The organism is Xanthomonas sp. PPL134, assembly GCF_040595915.1.
Classification (GTDB): Bacteria; Pseudomonadota; Gammaproteobacteria; order Xanthomonadales; family Xanthomonadaceae; genus Xanthomonas_A; species Xanthomonas_A indica.
On sequence record NZ_JAMDLL010000001.1, the window covers coordinates 998,815 to 1,014,380 of the forward strand.

The following is a 15,566-nucleotide window of genomic DNA, read 5'->3' on the forward strand; positions in this document are numbered from 1 at the left end:
TTCCCGGGAGGGTCCGTCCATGCACTCCGCCGTTCCGTCCGCCGATCCCGCCGACCCGATCCAGGCGCTGGGGCCGTGGTTCCACAACCTGCACCTGCCAGATGGACGCCAGACCTTGCCGGCGCATCCCTACGGCGACTTCCCGGCCTGCAAGTGGCGGCAGATGGCCGCACATATCCCGGCCGATCTGCAGGGCTGGCGGGTGCTGGACATCGGCTGCAACGCCGGCTTCTACAGCTTCGAGCTGACCAGGCGCGGCGCGGAGGTGGTGGCGATCGACATGAACCCGCACTACCTGCGGCAGGCGCGTTGGGCGGCGCAACAGTTCGGTCTGGAGCGGCGCGTGCGGTTCCGGCAGATGCAGCTGTACGATCTGGCGCGCGAAGCCGAGCAGTACGACCTGGTGTGGCTGATGGGCGTGCTGTACCACCTGCGGCATCCGCTGCTGGCGCTGGATATCGTGCGGCGCCTGTGCCGCCGCGCCCTGGTGCTGCAGACCATGACCATGCCGGGCGAGGCAGTGTATCCGGCGCCGCGCGACATCGGCATGCTCGAGCGCAGCCTGATGTGCAAACCGGGCTGGCCGAAGATGGCCTTCATCGAGCATCGCCTGGCCGACGACCCGACCAACTGGTGGGCACCGAACCACGCCGGCGTGGAGGCCATGCTGCGCAGTGCCGGATTTGCCGTGGACGCGCGCATCGCCGAGGAAACCTACCTGTGCCGGCCGCAGTCGCGGCCGCCGGGGCAGGTGGCGCCGATCGAGGACGAGTTGCGCGCGGCCTGCGGCCTGCCGTAGAGCCTGCCGAGTTGACGTCGGGCAGCCTGCTGTAGGAGCGGCTTCAGCCGCGAGGCGCTGACACATTGAGATGCGGCCACCGTGCCGCGGTGCCCCGGCGATCAGCGGAAATCGCGATCGCTGCGCGACATCAGGTTGTAGATGGTGCGCACGCTGATGCCCAGGCTGCGCGCGGCCGCGGACTTGTCGCCGCCGTTGACGTGCAGGGTGCGCGCCAACATCTCCTGCTCGATCTGCTTCAGAGGCGTGCCCACGCGGAAGGTCACCTCGTCGTCCGTCGCTGCGTACCGGCCATGTGTCTCGCGCACCGGCGCCGCTGCCTCGCCTTGCAGCAGGGGCTCGACCGTCACCGCATCGCTATCGGCACGGTAGTAGCTGCGCGCCACCGCACTGGACAGTTCGCGCACATTGCCCGGCCAACGATGCTGGGCCAGCACTGTGCGCGAGAAGGCGTCGAACTGCTTGCGCGTGCCGTAACGCCGGTTGAGCGTGTCGAGCAGCGCATCGGCGATCAGGTGCACGTCGTCGCCGCGCTCGCGCAGCGGCGGCAGTTCGATGACGTAGTGCGACAGTCGGTAGTACAGGTCGCGGCGCAGGGTGCTGGCGCTGCCGAGCAGGTCGCGGTGGGTGGCGGCGACGATGCGCACGTCCAGCTTGACCTCCGCATCGCTGCCGACCCGGGTGATCGCGCCGGTTTCCAGGCAGCGCAGCAGGTACACCTGCAGTTCCGGCGCCATCTCGCCGATCTCGTCCAGGAACAGGGTGCCGCCCTGCGCCTGTTCGAAATAGCCGGCATGGCGCTGGTTGGCGCCGGTGAAGCTGCCGCGCTCGTGACCGAACAACTGGCTGGCGAGCAGCTCCGGCGGAATCGCGCCGCAGTTCACTGCGACCAGGCGCCCGCTGCGGCCGCTGGCGTCGTGGATCGCCTTGGCCAGCAGCTCCTTGCCGGTGCCGGTTTCGCCGGCAATCAGCACCGAGATGTCCAGCGGTGCGACGCGGGCGATGTCGGACTGCACGCGCGCGATCGCCGCGCATTCGCCGACCAGGCCGAAGCGGGCCTTGCCGCGCCGTGGTGGCAGCCGGTGCAGGACCTGCTCAAGTTCGGCATCGATCTGCGGCCACGGCAGCGAGGTCTGCAACAACTCCACGCTGCCGCCGGCCAGGCCGCGCCATTTCGGCATCTGCGCCTCGGTGGCCAGCAGCACGATGCGCGCATCGGCGCGGCCGGCCATGCTGTTGATCAGTTCCATTGCGGCCACGCGCTCGACATCGCCATCGAGCAGCAGCAGGTCGATGCGTTGCTGTTGCAGCCAATGCCGGGCATGCGCGATCGAGGGCAGTCGGGTCAACGCCAGGCCGCGGCGCAGGGAGAAGGTGGACACGTGGTCCGACAACGCGGCATTGCCCTCCACGATCGCCAGCAGGGGTTTTGTCATGCGGATTGCACTCTGCGGATCAGGTCATTCCATCGTCCTCCGCGTGTGTGAGCGCAAGGCGAAAACAGGCTAAGACGCGTCCTCATCATGCTGAAGCGGATTCGGGGTGCTTCAGCAATGTCGTCAAGCGCCGCCGCATCCTCGCGCGCATGCGCATGCAATGTGTGCGGCATGCCGCGTTTGACTCACGTTGTTTTGCGCATCGCAACCGCGCCGCGCGGTGGCACTCAGTGCGGGCGCTCGTGCGGCAGCGGACCGCGTAACAGTGCAGCGATGGAGACGAAGCGCTGTGCCGGCACGTGCTGCAGGCGCCGCAGGGCCTCGGCGCCGTCGAGGTACAGCCACTCGATCACGTCGTCGGCGCCGATCAGCAACGGCACTTCGTTCGGCAGGTCCGGCGTCGCCGCCGCCTCGGTGAGCAGGGAAAAGCACGACAGATGGAAGCCGTCCTGGGTCTGCATGCTGCTGCGCAGGCCGGCCGCGAACAGGGCACCGGACGTGTCGCAGATCCATGCGCCATGCGCGGTGTCGCCGGCGACGCTGAAGCCGGCGATCGGCACCAGGCAGCGCTGTGTTTCCCAGACCGCGGCCTGCGCGGCGGGCCAGGTGCGGTCGCGCCGTTCGCTGGTGATCAATGGTCCGTCCGGCGCATCGCGGCGGCCGAACAGCGCCCGCTCGTTGCGCACTTCGCCGCCCCACAGCACCAGGATCTGCGCCTGCTGGCCTGCCGTGATCTCGCTGGTGCGTCCGGCGGTGACCGGATCGTGCAGCGGCCATGCGGGCAGACGGTGTTGCAGAATGCTGAGGATCATCGGCGAGGCGTCGAAAGCGGATGCCTTTGAAACGCAGAATGCGTGCCAGCATCTTCTTCTTCCCCACGGTGCGCTGTGCTGCACCGGCGCGGCGCGACAGGCGCAGCGCGCCGGCGAAAGTTTTTCAGTCGCGCAGCTTTTGCGTGCCTACAGCAGCAGGGTGACCAGCAGGCAACCGCTGGCGCCGAAGGTCACTACCACCGTGATCCAGCCGAGTGCGTTGGTGATGCGGCTGTTGACGCGACCGCGCATCAGCGTGCGGTCGTTGCTCATCAGCATCATCAACAACAGCAACGGCGGCACCGACATGCCCTGCACGATGCCCGACAGCACCAGCGCCTTCATCGGATTGACGCCAAGGAAGTTCAGCCCCACGGCAATGGCCGTGACCAGCGCGATGGTGGCATAGAACAGCTTGGCCTCGCGCGGTCGCGCGTGCAGGCTGCCCTCGCGGCCGATGCCCTGCACCAGGTCGTAGGCCGCGCCCGTGGTCATCACCGGCACCGCCAGAAAGCCCACGCCGACCACGCCCAGCGCGAACAGCCACTTGGCGGCGGGGCCTGCCAGCGGTTCCAGCGCGGCGGCCGCCTGCGCCGCCGTCGCGATCTCGGTCTGGCCGGAGCGGTGCAGGGTCGCAGCGGTGGAGAGGATGATGAAGTAAAGGATCAGGTTGGAGAACAGCATGCCGACCATGACGTCGCGGCGGGTATGGCGCAGTTCGCCGCGGCTGGCGCCCTGGCGTGCGGCAAGGCTGCGGTGGCCCTTGGCGATCTGCTCTTCCACTTCCTGATTGGACTGCCAGGTGAAGATGTAGGCCGACAACGAAGTGCCGATGCAGGCCACGATCATCGACAGATACTCGCGGCTGAACTCGGCATGCGGCACGAAGGTGCCGCGCAGCACCTGCCGCAGGTCGGGTCGGGCCATCAGGGCGGCGGCGACGTAGGCGAACAGCGCCAACGCCAGCCAGCGGAAGATCCGTTTCAGCAGGCGGTAGGAGCCGAAGACTTGCAGGGCGAAGATGGTCACCGCTGCGATCACCACGATCGCCGGCACCGGCAACGGGATCAGCAGGTTCAGCGCCGCGCCGATGCCACCCAGGTTGGCGGCCGCCTCGATCACATTGCCGACGAAGGCGCCGGCCACCGCCGGATACAGCACCCAGCGCGGGTAGCGGTCGCGAATGATCGCGAACAAGCCCTTGCCGGCCACGCGCCCGAGCTTGGCCGACAGATACACCACCAGGTACATCATCGGCAGCAGCACCGGCGCGATCCACAGGAACGCGAAGCCGTAGCGCGCGCCGGCGCTGGCGTAGGTACCGATGGCGGAGGGATCGTCGTCGGCCGCGCCGGTGACCACGCCGGACCCGAGCAGACGGAACAGATTGCGCCGCGGTGCAGGCGCGGATTCGGCAGGCGCAGCGGGTGGCGTCATCGCGATCGGCAGCTCGGGCAGAGCCGCAAACCTAATCAGGATGGCCTAAATGTGCTGTGGGCGATGCTGCGTACAGCGCGTGAAGGGGCGGGCAGCGCGCGCGTATCCGCCCGCGAAACAGGTGCACCGGTCGCTTGAACAACGCGGCGTTGTCGCCCGATGGGCACCTTGTCCTCAAGAGACAGCTAGCCCCACCGCTGCCTCCGAGGTCCGCGCGTATCTGACGACACCCGCCGGCGCATTCAATCGCCAGGTTGCGTCGTCCTGAAGCCGGCATGCCCGCAGGCGGCGTCGTAGGCGTAGTCGCCGGCGGCGAGCAGGTGACGGCCGCTATTGATGTGCGCCGGTGGTGTCTTCAGCGGTCCGCGCCACTGCACGCTGTCCGGCGTCGCCGCCTTGCCGTCGCCGACCGCGAAGCCGTAGCCGAACACCGGCTGCCCCTTGGCGTCGACGACGTCGAGCCGAAGTTGGGTGGCATCCGGCACCGCCCGCGTGGGGTGGCCGGCGATCTCCACGGTCTGTTGCAGGCTGGTGGGCGTGGCGGGCGGCACCACCGGGTTGAGCATCATGTAGGACACGCCGGTGTCGGGCAGCAACTTGCCGCAGACGCGGTAGTCGCTGCCGCTGCCGGGGAAGCTGGCGCAGGCGGTGGGCGCCTGCCAGTCGCTCGGTGCTGTGGCGGTGGCCGCGCCGCGCTGCAGCGGCACCAGGGCGAAACCGCTCAGCGCCTGCTTGCTGACGCCCAGGGTGATGCCCTTGGCGCTGACGATGTAGCCGGGACTCATGCGCTGCGCACGCATCTGCACCAGATTGAGAAACGGATTGCGCGCGGCATCGACGCCGCGGTCGTAACCCACACCCATCATGCCGAAGTGCGGGGAGATGGTGCTGCAGTTGCGTAGCACCTGCGTTCTGCTGCTCAGCGCGGGGCTGCCGTCATAGCCGGCGCAGGTGGTCGGCACCTGCGCCAGCGGCTTCGGTTGCTGGGCCACGCTGGCGACATCGCAGGTGCACTGCGCGGCGAGCACGGTGATGCGATCCACGCGCGCCGCGGCGGTCTTGCCGTCGGCGGAGACGCCGAGTCGCATCGGCACGTCCACGTACTTGCCGGGGTGATACTTGCTGTCGCTCGAATAGAAGATGTAGCCAGGCGTCTTGGAGGCGTCCCAGGCGCTGCGCAGCGCGTCGCTCAACGGCACCACCACGCCGGTGGAGCCGGTATCCACCTCCAGCACCTGGCTGCCGCTGCTGCGGCCATCGGCATCGCTGCCGAGCTGCACCCGCACCTGATAAGCGAACGTTGGCGTGGCCTTGGAGGCCAGCGGCAGGTTCACAGTCTGCGTCTGCAACGCGCAGGTCTGCGCGGCGGCGGTGGCGCTTGCGGCCAGGCACAGCGCGGCCCCGCTCCAGCGTGTCCATCGGTTCATGACGATGCCTCGTTTGGGTGTGGCGCCATGCTAGAGCGCGGCAGCACGCCGATCCTGCGCGGCGGCGCGCGATGCGGCGCTTGTCTACCTCAGCTGGCATGGCGCTGTGGTCGGCATTCCAGTCGGCTGGCGACGCCGCGCGCCTGCCGTGGTTTCCTCTGCGCGGTCCCGGTCACCTATGCGCAGGGTTGCCAAGCCGGGGAGCTTGGTACACAATGCAGTCCGTTGTGCGCCGGGCTGATTCAAAAACATCTTTTGAATCAATGCGTTGAACGAGAGCCGCAAGGCATCGTCCAGTGCCCGCCGCAAGGGCCCCGACAGCGGGGCTTTGTTTTTGTCGGACGCCACTGGCGTTGCGGCAAGACGTCAGTCCACCGGCCTGGTGGCAGAGTGGTTATGCAGCGGACTGCAAATCCGCGTACGCCGGTTCAATTCCGACCCAGGCCTCCATTTCGTTTCAACGACTTACGTTCGTTTTTGCGGGTCCTGATCTTTCCGCAATCCAGGGGCCTTTTCCGCAATCGTCAGCGCATTTGGGGTCAACTTTGCCCCGTAGCGATTGCGCACATAGTGCTCGGTCATAACCACCGATCTGTGTCTGACCTGCTTCTGGGCCTGCCAAATGTCGCCCGCCTCATCTGCTGACAGCCTCTTACTGCTCGTCCTCGATGCACAGGTCCCCGCTGGTCTCGCGCAATCCTTTGACGCCAGTGCACTGATTCGGCATCGCGGTGTAACTTCGTTCACGCGCGAATTACAGATGTACGATATCGGGAGCTTTCTCGCGGTTCGCGCTGACGTGCCACTGCCCGCGATGGCACACCAGGTCACGTACTGACGGACGTGAATGGGCTTGATGGTTTGCGGCGCCGCAGGCGGGTCGGCATGCGGCGGCGTCGAACGTAATGCGCCCGCCCAGCTATGAGCACAGGTTGCGAGAAATTTTGTTCGTCTCGCTCGCGACGCACACGACCAGTTCGGCATCTGCCAAGTCGTGATCTACAGCGATCAATGTGAGCATTTAAGTTGAAGGCCGGGCTAGACCGATGGGGTTGTTCTTGATCAACTCTAAGATGATGCGGATGTTGGTTGACTCGATGATTCCGGTATTCGCCCTGTAGACCAATGAGTGCTCCGAGTCACCCTCGTATACAGGCTCGGCTACATATCGGAAGCTAGTCACGACACTGCAGACCTGAAAATCATTTGAGCCTGGTGGAATAAAAACTACAGGCCCGCCAGAGAATCCAGGGTTGTTGAGGCCGTCTAGAAATATCGTTTCGAAACCATCTGCAACGACCATGGCGGAAACAATTGCTTTTTTGACGAAGGGAAGGGGGTATTTTCCATTAAGTTCGGGGGGCACTTCTGCACGCCATCCGTATGGGAAGCCAAGGAAAAATACATCTTGACTCCATATCAGGCCTTTGCTGCTCGCCTCCAAGGGCAGGCGCTGGGACAGTTGCATGGAGGAAGCAAACACCGCTACATCTCCTGCTTCGTGTGTGCCAACTAGCTCAACAGGCATGCCTCGCCATTCCTTGCCTTGCCAGATGCCAATATAATCACCCGATTCCCATTGCTCAAGCAGGTGATTAGCCGTCACCAAGTACTGAAGACCCTGGACTTCTATGGTAAATAGCGTTCCCACATTGTCGCCAATCTTAACTTGACGAACGCAGTGCAGAACATTTGAGTTGATCATGCGCAAGCGGCCTCTCGTCTGCGTATTGGGGGCTTCCTGGCTAGGCGTCGCTAGTGAAGCGGAAGGCTTTGATCCTAGTCGGAAACGCTACATCAAGTCGCAGCTAATTAGCTATTCCAGACTCGTGACTCATGTCAACTAGAACAGTCGCCAGTAGGCAGCGGAAGACGCAGTCGACCTGGAGGTTGCGTCCGACAAGTGGCAGGCCTGAGCCCAGCCAGTTGGGATTCTTAGCCTGCCTTCGATACGCCATTTGACGGCTTCTGAGGCGCGATGTTTACCCAGTAGGTCCTGCTCCGAAGCGTTCATGACGCAATAGAACATCCATCTTGGGTCGGACATGACCAGATCCGATGGCGACATGGTCCGAGCCTCGACATAAGGAGACATGTGCGCGATCGCTCCTCTGGCCATCGCGCACACGCGGCCTCACCACCGATACGTGGCCGTGGCCATCACGCGGCGCTGCTCGCCGTAATAGCAGTTGTCGTAGGCGTCGCAGTTGCTGAGGTAGGTCTTGTCGGCGAGATTGCGCACATTCACGGCCAGGCTCCAGCGGTCGCGGTCGTAGCCGAGCAGCGCGTCGAACAGGGTGAATGCCGGTACCTCGGCGCGCGCGGCGTCCAGGTCGCCGCGGTTGGCGCCGGTGTAGCGGGCGCCCAGGCCGAGCCGGATGCCGTTGTCGAAGCGGTAGTCGCCCCACAGCGCGGCGGCATGGCGCGAGACCGCCGACAGCGGCTTGCCCAGTTCGCGCGGGTTGCTGCTGGCGGTGACGTGCACCGTCGGCGTGTAGCTGTAGGAGCCGATCAGTTGCAACCGCGGCAGCGGGTGCAGCGACGCCTCCAGTTCCAGGCCGCGCACCAGGGTCTCGCCGGTCTGGCGCGGCATGAAGTCAGGGTCGTAGGTCAGGTAGTTGCGCCGGCGCAGGTCGAACACGGCGGCGCTGTACGTCTGCGTGCCGCCATCGGGCTGGAAGCGCAGGCCGGCTTCGTACTGGCGCCCGCTTTCCGGGCGGAACGCGCGGCCGCTCAGCGGGTCGCGCGTGGCGGTCGGCACGAAGGACTCGCTATAGCTCAGGTACGGCGCCCAGCCGTTCGCGGCCACGTAGGTCAGACCGGCGCGCTTGCTGGCCTTGCGTTCGACGATGTCGCTGCGGCTGCCGTCCAGGCGGCTGTGCAGTTGGCTGTCGGCCCGGTCGTAGCGGGCGCCGATGGTGAGCAGCCAGCGCTCGCGCCAGCGCACCTGGTCCTGCACGTACAGGCCGGTCTGGCTCACCGTGGCGATGCCGTCGTACCAGGGGGCGGGCAGTTGCACCGGATCGCCGTAGACCGGATGGCGGATGTCCAGCGGCGTGGTGGTGCCGCCGCTGTGGCTGACCTGGTCGATGCGCGTGCGTTGATAGTCCAGGCCGAACAGCAGCGTGTGCTGCACGGCGCCGGCGTGCAGGCGCAGCTCGAGCTGGTTGTCCAGGTTCAGCGCATGCACCGTTTCCTTGCTGTCCGAAGCGGTGCGGCGCAGCCGGGTGAAGTTGGCCGGGTCCAGCGGATCGGCCGGGTCGTCGATGACGAAGCCGCGTCCCTGCACGCTGCGGTAGTCCACTTGCAGGCGGCCGTAGCGGGCGTTCTGGCGCAGGCGCAGCACGTCGTTGATGCGGTGTTCGAACAGCGCGGCGACCATCGCCGTGTCCAGGTCGAAACGGTTGTAGGCCGGGTCGCTTTCGAACAGGCGGCTGGGGAGATAGGTGCCGATCGCCGTCGGCACCAGCGATCCCACCGCCGGCCGCATGCGCAGGTAGACGCCGGCGCGGGTGCGGCCGAGTTGCGAGAGCAGGGTGAGGCGGGTGGCCTCGCTGGGCGCCCAGGTCAGCGCCGGGGCCAGGAAACGGCGGTCGTCGCGCATGCCGCCGGCCGGCAGCTCGGCCTCGCGCGCCAACGCGGTGAGGCGATACAGGACGGTGCCGTCCTCGCTCAGCGGCCCGGACAGGTCGCCGGCGAGTTGCCGCCGCCGGTGATCGCCAAGCTGCACCTGCAGTTCGTGCAGCGGCTCGGCGGTGGGGCGCTTGCTGACCGCGTTGACCAGCCCGCCAGGGCCACTCTGCCCGTACAGCACCGAGGCCGGGCCGCGCAGCACCTCGATGCGTTCGGCGCCGTAGCGCTCGATCGGCCAGATGCCCCAGTTGCCGTTATTGCGCAGCGGCATGCCGTCCAGGTAGAAGCCGGGCGCATAGGCGTCGAAGCCGCGCAGCGAGATCCAGTCGTAGCGCGAGTCGGTGCCGTAGCGGGTGGGGATCACTCCGGGCGTGTAGCTCAGCGCGTCCTTGAGCGTCTGCGCGCCCTGGGTCTGCATGCGCGCATCGTCGATCACCGACAGCGACTGCGGCGTTTCCAGCAGGCTGGTGTCGGTCTTGGTGGCGGCGCTACTGCGCTTGCCGGGATCGCTGCGCTCGCTGACGCGCACCGCGGGCAGCGTGGTGGCGTCGGTTTGCGCGCCGGCAGCGGGTGAGCCGGCCGTGGCGAGGACGGCGATGGCGGCGGCCAGCGGTGCGACGCGGCGGGTGCGGCGCGCGAACGCCGGGCGGTGGAAAGTGGGCGACATCAGGCGACTCCTTTGCGGAGCCTGCGCGCGACCGATGAGGCGCACAGGCGGGGGGAAGGGCTGCCTGGCCGCGGGCCTGGGTGGCGAGGGAATGGGGTGGTCCGCCGCCACTGCGGCGGCGGACCGGTGCGCATGCAAGGCGTTGCGCGAGGGAGCGCTTACCAGCGGATGCCTTCGAACGGGTTCCAGCTGGTGCTGCCCTTCACCTTGTCCAGATAGTAGGCGTAGTTGGCGGTCATGCCGACCAGGATCGAATAGGCGATGCCGAAGGCCCGGCTGGCCGCGTCCGGAAGGAAGGCCAACGCGATCCCGCAGCACAGCGAGATGGCGAGCAGCACCAGCGCCTTGCGCCACAGCCCGATGACGAACAGGTAGATGAAGCCGAAGAAGAAGGCGAACCAGTTCATGTTGAGGCGCAGCTTCTCCTTGAACGGCAGCGCTTTCATCGCGTCCTTGAAGCGCGCCGACTTGGGTTCGCCGTAGGTGTCGTAGAAGTGGAAGCGGAACTGCCATTTGGGGCTGTACTGGCTGTAATCGTGGGTCGTGCTGTGCATCGTGGTTCTCTTCTGCGGGTGGATGGGGCGGGGGGATGCGTGATCGCGCGCTAGTGCGCGCCAGGGCGCCGGCGGTGTGCGGAGGTGCCGCGTTGACCTTTGCCGGCGGCGCGGGCACCGTAGGCGCGCTCCAGCGAGGCGACCTGCGGTGTTTGCGAGGGACGCCCCTGGGAGTGGAAGGCCGGGACGCGGTGTCGGCCGGTCTCGATGCGGCAGTCGACAAGGAGCACGCGATGGGGTTGCAGGAAATGTCCGCCACGGCGAGCCGCGCACTGCCGCTGCTCATTGGCATCCTGTTCGCCGCGCCTGCCGCGGCCAGGGAGACGCTGCATTGCCCCGAGCGCCTGCGCGTCGCCGACGCGCCATTGCAGAGCCCGGACCTGCCGGCGGGGGCCCGCGTCGACCTCGCCGCCACGCCGCCGCTGCGGCTGTTCTCCAGCGGCGTCTATTCCGGGCCGCCGCGCGAGATGGCCGCGCTGGTGCCGAGCAACGAGGACACCCGCCGCCCCGGCGATGCGGGCGTGTCGATCTGGCGCTTCGATGCGCCCGATCCGCATGGCCTCTATCTGGTGTGCGGATACGGGCCGGACGGCTTGGTGCAGGTCTCCCGGCGTGTCGGCGATGTCGTGCGCTGCGAGGCGACGCCGGTGCGCCCGAGCAGCGCCGATGCGACCGCCGGCATCCTGTTCGTGTGCGAGTGAGGCCGCGCGATGGCACGCCCGCGCAAGGCCGTGGCGATCGCCGCGCAGGTGCTGTCCTGGAGCGTCTACGTGCTGGGCATGTTGCTGCTGTACGCCGTCTCGGGCAGCCCGTACGCGTGGGTGGACGGCAGCGATCCGTCGCTGTCCTCGGCCGGTTTCCAGGACAGCGGCAATGGGCGCCTGGTCGGCCTGTGCGTGCTGGTCGCGCTGGTGCTGCTGCAGGGCGTGCACGCGTTGCTCAGCCGTCGCCGCAGGGTGCGTGGGTGCTGCCTGGGCGCGATGGCGTTGGCCTGCCTGGCCTGGTCTTGCTGGAACTGAGCGCAGTCTCCACCCCGCGTGCGCACACGATGCACGCAGGCACACGCGCACCGCGCGGCGCATGCCGCGGGCGGTGACGTCCTTGTCGCGCGTGGTGCGGTGCTGCATCGGGAGAACGGTCGTCCAGGACGGCGGAGCGGGCGGTGCCGCGTATGCCGACGCGATTCCAGCCCGAAAGAGGAAAGTCCTGTTGAAGAGACGAGCGAGGGGCGGCGATCCCTACCTTGGGGATTGGGGAGTCGGGATTGGGGATTGGTCAGGGCGGGGCAGCGCGCGCCTGATGGTTTCGCGGTTGATGCAGGCGAGGGCGGTCACGTGCCGGACCGCGTCCGGCCCCGCGCCATGGATCAGTCCTGCGGTGGCGACGCTGTGGCGGTGCGCGCCTTGCGTCGCATACGCCGGCGCAGCAGCCAGCCCGCCGCGGTCAGCAGCGCCAGCCCGGTCGCGCCCAGGGCGAGTCGGTGCGCGTGCACGACCTGGCGCAAGGCCTGGCCGCGATCGCTCCACAGGCGCCGCCGCGCGCCGTCGAAATCCGGTGTCTCGCAGGCGCCCACGCCGAACACGTAGGCCTTGCCGGGCAGCGGATTGAGCGCGCCGTGCGCGACGTAGCGCTGGTAGGAACGACGTGCCTGTGCCGGGTCGAGGGTGATCAGCCAGTCGGTGGCCTGGCACAGCACGGCGGCATAGGCCTGGCTGCGTGCCGGCAGGTCGTCGGCAGCGCGATCGGCCAGGGCGGCGGCGATCCAGCGGTAGTGGTAACGGCGATAGGGTTGCGCGGCGGTGGCGTCCCAGCGCTGGGCTTCGGCGGCGGCGACCAGGCCGCCAGGGCGCAATCGCGCGTGCAGTGTGGTGTCGGCATAGTTGCCGGCGTAGACCCGGTTGTCCGGCCCCAGCTCGTAGCCCAGCAATTCCATGCCGTGGCGGCGCGCGATCAGCGCGGCCTGGTAGTGGCCCTCGGCGCGGCCGATGCCGGTCCAGGCCGAGGCCGCCTGCCGCCGCGCATCGCGATAGCGGCGTGCCGCCTCGCGCAGCTCGGGCTGGGCGAAATAGGGCAGCGCGTCGTCGTAATGGCCGGCGCGCATCAGCCGGCGCGCCAGCAGTTCGCGCAGTTTCAGCGGCGGCGTCCGTTCCCAGTCATTCGTCGTCGCGTCCGTGGCGACCGGCGGTGCGGCGGGGACGTGGCGATCCACGTAGTCCTGCAGTTCCTGCACGGTGAGCACGCGCTCGGCGACCGCGGCGGCGTCTTCCCAATAGAGGTCGCCGCTGCGGTACAGCTGCGCGAACGCCTCCACGTAGCTGCCGCGTTGCAATGCCAGGATCGCCGCTTCGCCGTCGATGCGGCACTGCGGTTTGACCGTCTCGTTGCTCCAGCCGGCGGCACGGCGCGTGCCCCAGTCCTCGTTCGGCGGGAAGCGCCGCGATGCCTGCGCGTAGGCCTGTGCCGCGCGCGCGGCATCGCCGTCGCGCAGTGCCATCTTGGCGCGCAACCACCACGCCAGGCCGCTGTCGCCGGCATGCGCGAGCAGGCGCGCGGTGCCGGGATAATCGCCCTGTCGATAGGCCAGCGCCGCCAGCCGGTCGGCGTCTTCCACCGGATCGCCTTGCCCCTCCTGCAGCAGGCGCAGGAAGCGCGCCGAGGACAGCGCGCTGCCGGTCTCGGGATCGAAGGCGGTGGTGTCGCTGAGCAGCTTGGCGATCAGCAGCCGGCGCACCGCCTGCTGTCGCAGCAGCGGTGCCAGTGCCGCATCGCTACGGCGGGCGAGATCGGCGGCCACCTGCTGCAGCGAGCTCATGCCGGTGGCCGAGCCCTGCGCGGCCTGCACCGCATACAGGCCGATCGCGCCGTTCCAGTCGCCGGCGGCCAGCAGCAGGCGCGCCTCCTCGCCGAGGCTGGCGATGCCCAGCTCCAGCGGATCGTCGAACCCGGCCAGGCGCAACGTCCGGGTCTGCTGGAAGGCCTGCTGCGCCTGCTGCCGCTCCGCCTGGCGCTGCGCGGCGGCATCGCCCGGCAGCGCGCGCTCGGCGGCCAGCGCCAGGCTGCGCCCCAGCGAGTAGGCGGCCCAGGTGCTGCGCGCGCGGCGCTGTGCTTCGGGCAGCGCCAGCACCTGGCGGAAGTAGTCCGCCGCCGAAGGGTACTGGCCCTGCGCGAACGCCACCGCGCCAGCGGTGTAAAGGCGCAGTTCCGGCGGCAGGTCGGCACCTTCGCGCTCCACGCGCCGCGCATCGTCCAGCGCGCGGAGTTGCTCGATCCGGGCGAATTGCGCAGCGCTCAGTTGCGTGCGTTCGACGTCGCTGCGCTGCTGCGGGAATTGCGCGCCAGCGTCCCAGTAGCGCGGCAAGGTCGCTGCGCTGGCGCGGCCGAGGCCGTCGATCGGCGCACCCAGGCGCTGCACCTCGCGGGCGAAGCTGCCCTCCGGCAACTGCGCCAGGGCGCCGGCGCGGTCGTCGAGCAGGCGGTACGGGAAATCCGGGCCGCAGGCGCGGGCGCCGCCCAGCGGCAGCAGGACCAGCAGCGCGGCGGCCAGCGCGGCCGCGGGTCGGGAATCACGGCAGGACATCGATGGCACCTGTGTGCAGGGCGCGGCAGCGGACCCAGCCGAGCGCGCGGCGTTCTCCGGCGGCCAGGGGCGGGGATGCGGTGGTGCGGTCGAAACGGGGCGCCTGTGCCGGCAGTTGCAGGCGGTAATCGCCGAGCGCGTCGCCGGCCTCGCAGGCGCTGCCGTGCAGGACGACGTGCTGCGGCGGCGCGGCTGCGGTGTTGCCATGGTTGGTCAAGCTCAGATCGTAGACCGGGCCGGTGCCGCTGGCCTGCACCTGCACCGCCGCGTGCAAGGGGCGCCCGTGCACCACGGCCTGCAGCGTCGCCAGCGGCCAGGCGCGGCGGTCGCCCGGCAGCGGCAGGCGGAACCAGACCAGCCCGGCCAGGTGCGGCGGACGGCGGTCGCGCAGCGCAGCGACGAACGCGGCGAGCTGCTGCGGCGACACCCGCAGTTCGTGGCGTGTGCCGCGTGCCGCCAGCGGCGCTTCACTCTCGACCAGCGGGGCAACGTCGGCATCGGCGCTGTCGACCAGCGCCACGCCGTAGGCCGGCAGGGCCAGCCAGAATGGCGTGGCGCTGCGCTGGGCGTAGCGGTCGGTCCAGCGCCGCGCCTGCACCGGATCGAACAGGCCGGTGGCGGGCGCATTGACCGCATGCACCTGCAGCACCGAGCTGTCGACCGTGCGCAGCAGCAGCGTCAGCGCCGAGCTCTCCAGCCAGGCGGGCAGGGCGGTGATGCTCAGCGTCAGCTCGGCCGGCAACGCGCCGCGCAGTTGCCGCAGCAGTGCCGCATAGGCGGGCAGGCGTGCGGTGGCGCAGTCGTGGTCGATCTCCACCCCGCGCAGCGCCACGCCGGCGGCGCGCCAGCGGCGTACTACCTGTAGTACTTCGACGTCGATGCGCGTCGCATCCAGTGCCGGCAACTGCCCGTCCAGCCGCACCACCGCGATCACCGGGCGGCCATCGGCGGCGAGCTGCCGCAGATCCACGGCGGCGCGGCCCCAGCCGGCGCGCGGATGCGCCTGCAACGCCAGCACGCGCAGCGCCGCGAAGTCCGCGCGGGTTTGGGCCAGCGCCACCGCATGCGCGCCGCTCCATTGCCGTTGCCAGACGTAGACCTGTTGTTCCAGCGGCGCCGGTGCCGATGCCGCGCAGCCGCCCAGCAGCAGACTCAGTCCGAGGAGCGCGCGGCGCAGCGACACGGCGGCCGGGTCAGGCCAGGCACGGCTGCACGCGGCGGCGG

12 protein-coding genes and 1 tRNA gene are annotated in these 15,566 nt (G+C 68.7%); 4 read left to right on the forward strand and 9 right to left on the reverse strand.

Going from position 1 to position 15,566, the window contains the following annotated elements:
• Positions 1-19: 19 nt before the first annotated feature.
• The gene (locus M3U25_RS04290) at positions 20-799 is read left to right on the forward strand and encodes a TIGR04290 family methyltransferase (RefSeq protein WP_355499798.1); all 780 of its coding nucleotides are present in this window, start codon (positions 20-22) and stop codon (positions 797-799) included.
• Between the two features lie 101 nt (positions 800-900).
• Here M3U25_RS04290 and M3U25_RS04295 read toward each other — a convergent pair whose 3' ends face one another.
• From M3U25_RS04295 to M3U25_RS04310, 4 genes are all read right to left on the reverse strand, one after another.
• The gene (locus M3U25_RS04295) at positions 901-2,235 is read right to left on the reverse strand and encodes a sigma-54 dependent transcriptional regulator (RefSeq protein ID WP_355499795.1); all 1,335 of its coding nucleotides are present in this window, start codon (positions 2,233-2,235) and stop codon (positions 901-903) included.
• Between the two features lie 227 nt (positions 2,236-2,462).
• Positions 2,463-3,047, reverse strand: a complete 585-nt coding sequence (locus tag M3U25_RS04300) for a hypothetical protein (RefSeq protein WP_355499792.1) — start codon at positions 3,045-3,047, stop codon at positions 2,463-2,465.
• Positions 3,048-3,194: 147 nt separating this feature from the next.
• On the reverse strand, positions 3,195-4,484 hold the full coding sequence (locus tag M3U25_RS04305; RefSeq protein ID WP_355499789.1) for a divalent metal cation transporter: 1,290 nt from the start codon (positions 4,482-4,484) through the stop codon (positions 3,195-3,197).
• 242 nt (positions 4,485-4,726) lie between these two features.
• Positions 4,727-5,911: a hypothetical protein gene (locus M3U25_RS04310; RefSeq protein WP_355499786.1), complete on the reverse strand. Its 1,185-nt coding sequence runs from the start codon at positions 5,909-5,911 to the stop codon at positions 4,727-4,729.
• Between the two features lie 376 nt (positions 5,912-6,287).
• Between M3U25_RS04310 and M3U25_RS04315 the strand changes: the two genes are divergently transcribed.
• Positions 6,288-6,361, forward strand: a tRNA-Cys gene (locus M3U25_RS04315).
• Positions 6,362-6,932: 571 nt separating this feature from the next.
• Here the strand turns inward: M3U25_RS04315 and M3U25_RS04320 are convergent.
• The 3 genes from M3U25_RS04320 to M3U25_RS04330 form a co-directional block, all read right to left on the reverse strand.
• The gene (locus tag M3U25_RS04320; protein WP_343242788.1) at positions 6,933-7,616 is read right to left on the reverse strand and encodes a serine protease; all 684 of its coding nucleotides are present in this window, start codon (positions 7,614-7,616) and stop codon (positions 6,933-6,935) included.
• Between the two features lie 429 nt (positions 7,617-8,045).
• Positions 8,046-10,211 carry a TonB-dependent siderophore receptor gene (locus tag M3U25_RS04325; protein WP_355499783.1) on the reverse strand — a complete coding sequence of 722 codons (2,166 nt, stop codon included), beginning with the start codon at positions 10,209-10,211 and terminating at the stop codon, positions 8,046-8,048.
• A gap of 158 nt (positions 10,212-10,369) precedes the next feature.
• Positions 10,370-10,765, reverse strand: a complete 396-nt coding sequence (locus M3U25_RS04330; protein WP_242159874.1) for a DUF2628 domain-containing protein — start codon at positions 10,763-10,765, stop codon at positions 10,370-10,372.
• 92 nt (positions 10,766-10,857) lie between these two features.
• On the opposite strand from M3U25_RS04330, the gene M3U25_RS04335 reads away from it, so the two are divergent.
• Together M3U25_RS04335 and M3U25_RS04340 are read left to right on the forward strand one after the other, a co-directional pair.
• The gene (locus M3U25_RS04335) at positions 10,858-11,466 is read left to right on the forward strand and encodes an STY0301 family protein (protein ID WP_355499779.1); all 609 of its coding nucleotides are present in this window, start codon (positions 10,858-10,860) and stop codon (positions 11,464-11,466) included.
• A gap of 9 nt (positions 11,467-11,475) precedes the next feature.
• Positions 11,476-11,784, forward strand: a complete 309-nt coding sequence (locus tag M3U25_RS04340) for a hypothetical protein (RefSeq protein ID WP_242081013.1) — start codon at positions 11,476-11,478, stop codon at positions 11,782-11,784.
• A 347-nt stretch (positions 11,785-12,131) separates the two neighbouring features.
• On the opposite strand, the gene M3U25_RS04345 is transcribed toward M3U25_RS04340, so the two are convergent.
• Both M3U25_RS04345 and M3U25_RS04350 read right to left on the reverse strand, forming a co-directional pair.
• Positions 12,132-14,342 carry a hypothetical protein gene (locus M3U25_RS04345; protein WP_355499775.1) on the reverse strand — a complete coding sequence of 737 codons (2,211 nt, stop codon included), beginning with the start codon at positions 14,340-14,342 and terminating at the stop codon, positions 12,132-12,134.
• On the reverse strand, positions 14,329-15,525 hold the full coding sequence (locus M3U25_RS04350; RefSeq protein WP_355499772.1) for a DUF3142 domain-containing protein: 1,197 nt from the start codon (positions 15,523-15,525) through the stop codon (positions 14,329-14,331). The genes M3U25_RS04345 and M3U25_RS04350 overlap by 14 nt, the downstream gene beginning before the upstream one ends.
• Positions 15,526-15,566: the final 41 nt, after the last annotated feature.

Coding starts and splice junctions, on each gene's coding strand:
- M3U25_RS04290 (WP_355499798.1), top strand. CDS start 20: ATGCACTCCGCCGTTCCGTCCGCCGATCCCGCCGACCCGATCCAGGCG.
- M3U25_RS04295 (WP_355499795.1), bottom strand. CDS start 2,235: ATGACAAAACCCCTGCTGGCGATCGTGGAGGGCAATGCCGCGTTGTCG.
- M3U25_RS04300 (WP_355499792.1), bottom strand. CDS start 3,047: ATGATCCTCAGCATTCTGCAACACCGTCTGCCCGCATGGCCGCTGCAC.
- M3U25_RS04305 (WP_355499789.1), bottom strand. CDS start 4,484: ATGACGCCACCCGCTGCGCCTGCCGAATCCGCGCCTGCACCGCGGCGC.
- M3U25_RS04310 (WP_355499786.1), bottom strand. CDS start 5,911: ATGAACCGATGGACACGCTGGAGCGGGGCCGCGCTGTGCCTGGCCGCA.
- M3U25_RS04320 (WP_343242788.1), bottom strand. CDS start 7,616: ATGATCAACTCAAATGTTCTGCACTGCGTTCGTCAAGTTAAGATTGGC.
- M3U25_RS04325 (WP_355499783.1), bottom strand. CDS start 10,211: ATGTCGCCCACTTTCCACCGCCCGGCGTTCGCGCGCCGCACCCGCCGC.
- M3U25_RS04330 (WP_242159874.1), bottom strand. CDS start 10,765: ATGCACAGCACGACCCACGATTACAGCCAGTACAGCCCCAAATGGCAG.
- M3U25_RS04340 (WP_242081013.1), top strand. CDS start 11,476: ATGGCACGCCCGCGCAAGGCCGTGGCGATCGCCGCGCAGGTGCTGTCC.
- M3U25_RS04345 (WP_355499775.1), bottom strand. CDS start 14,342: ATGTCCTGCCGTGATTCCCGACCCGCGGCCGCGCTGGCCGCCGCGCTG.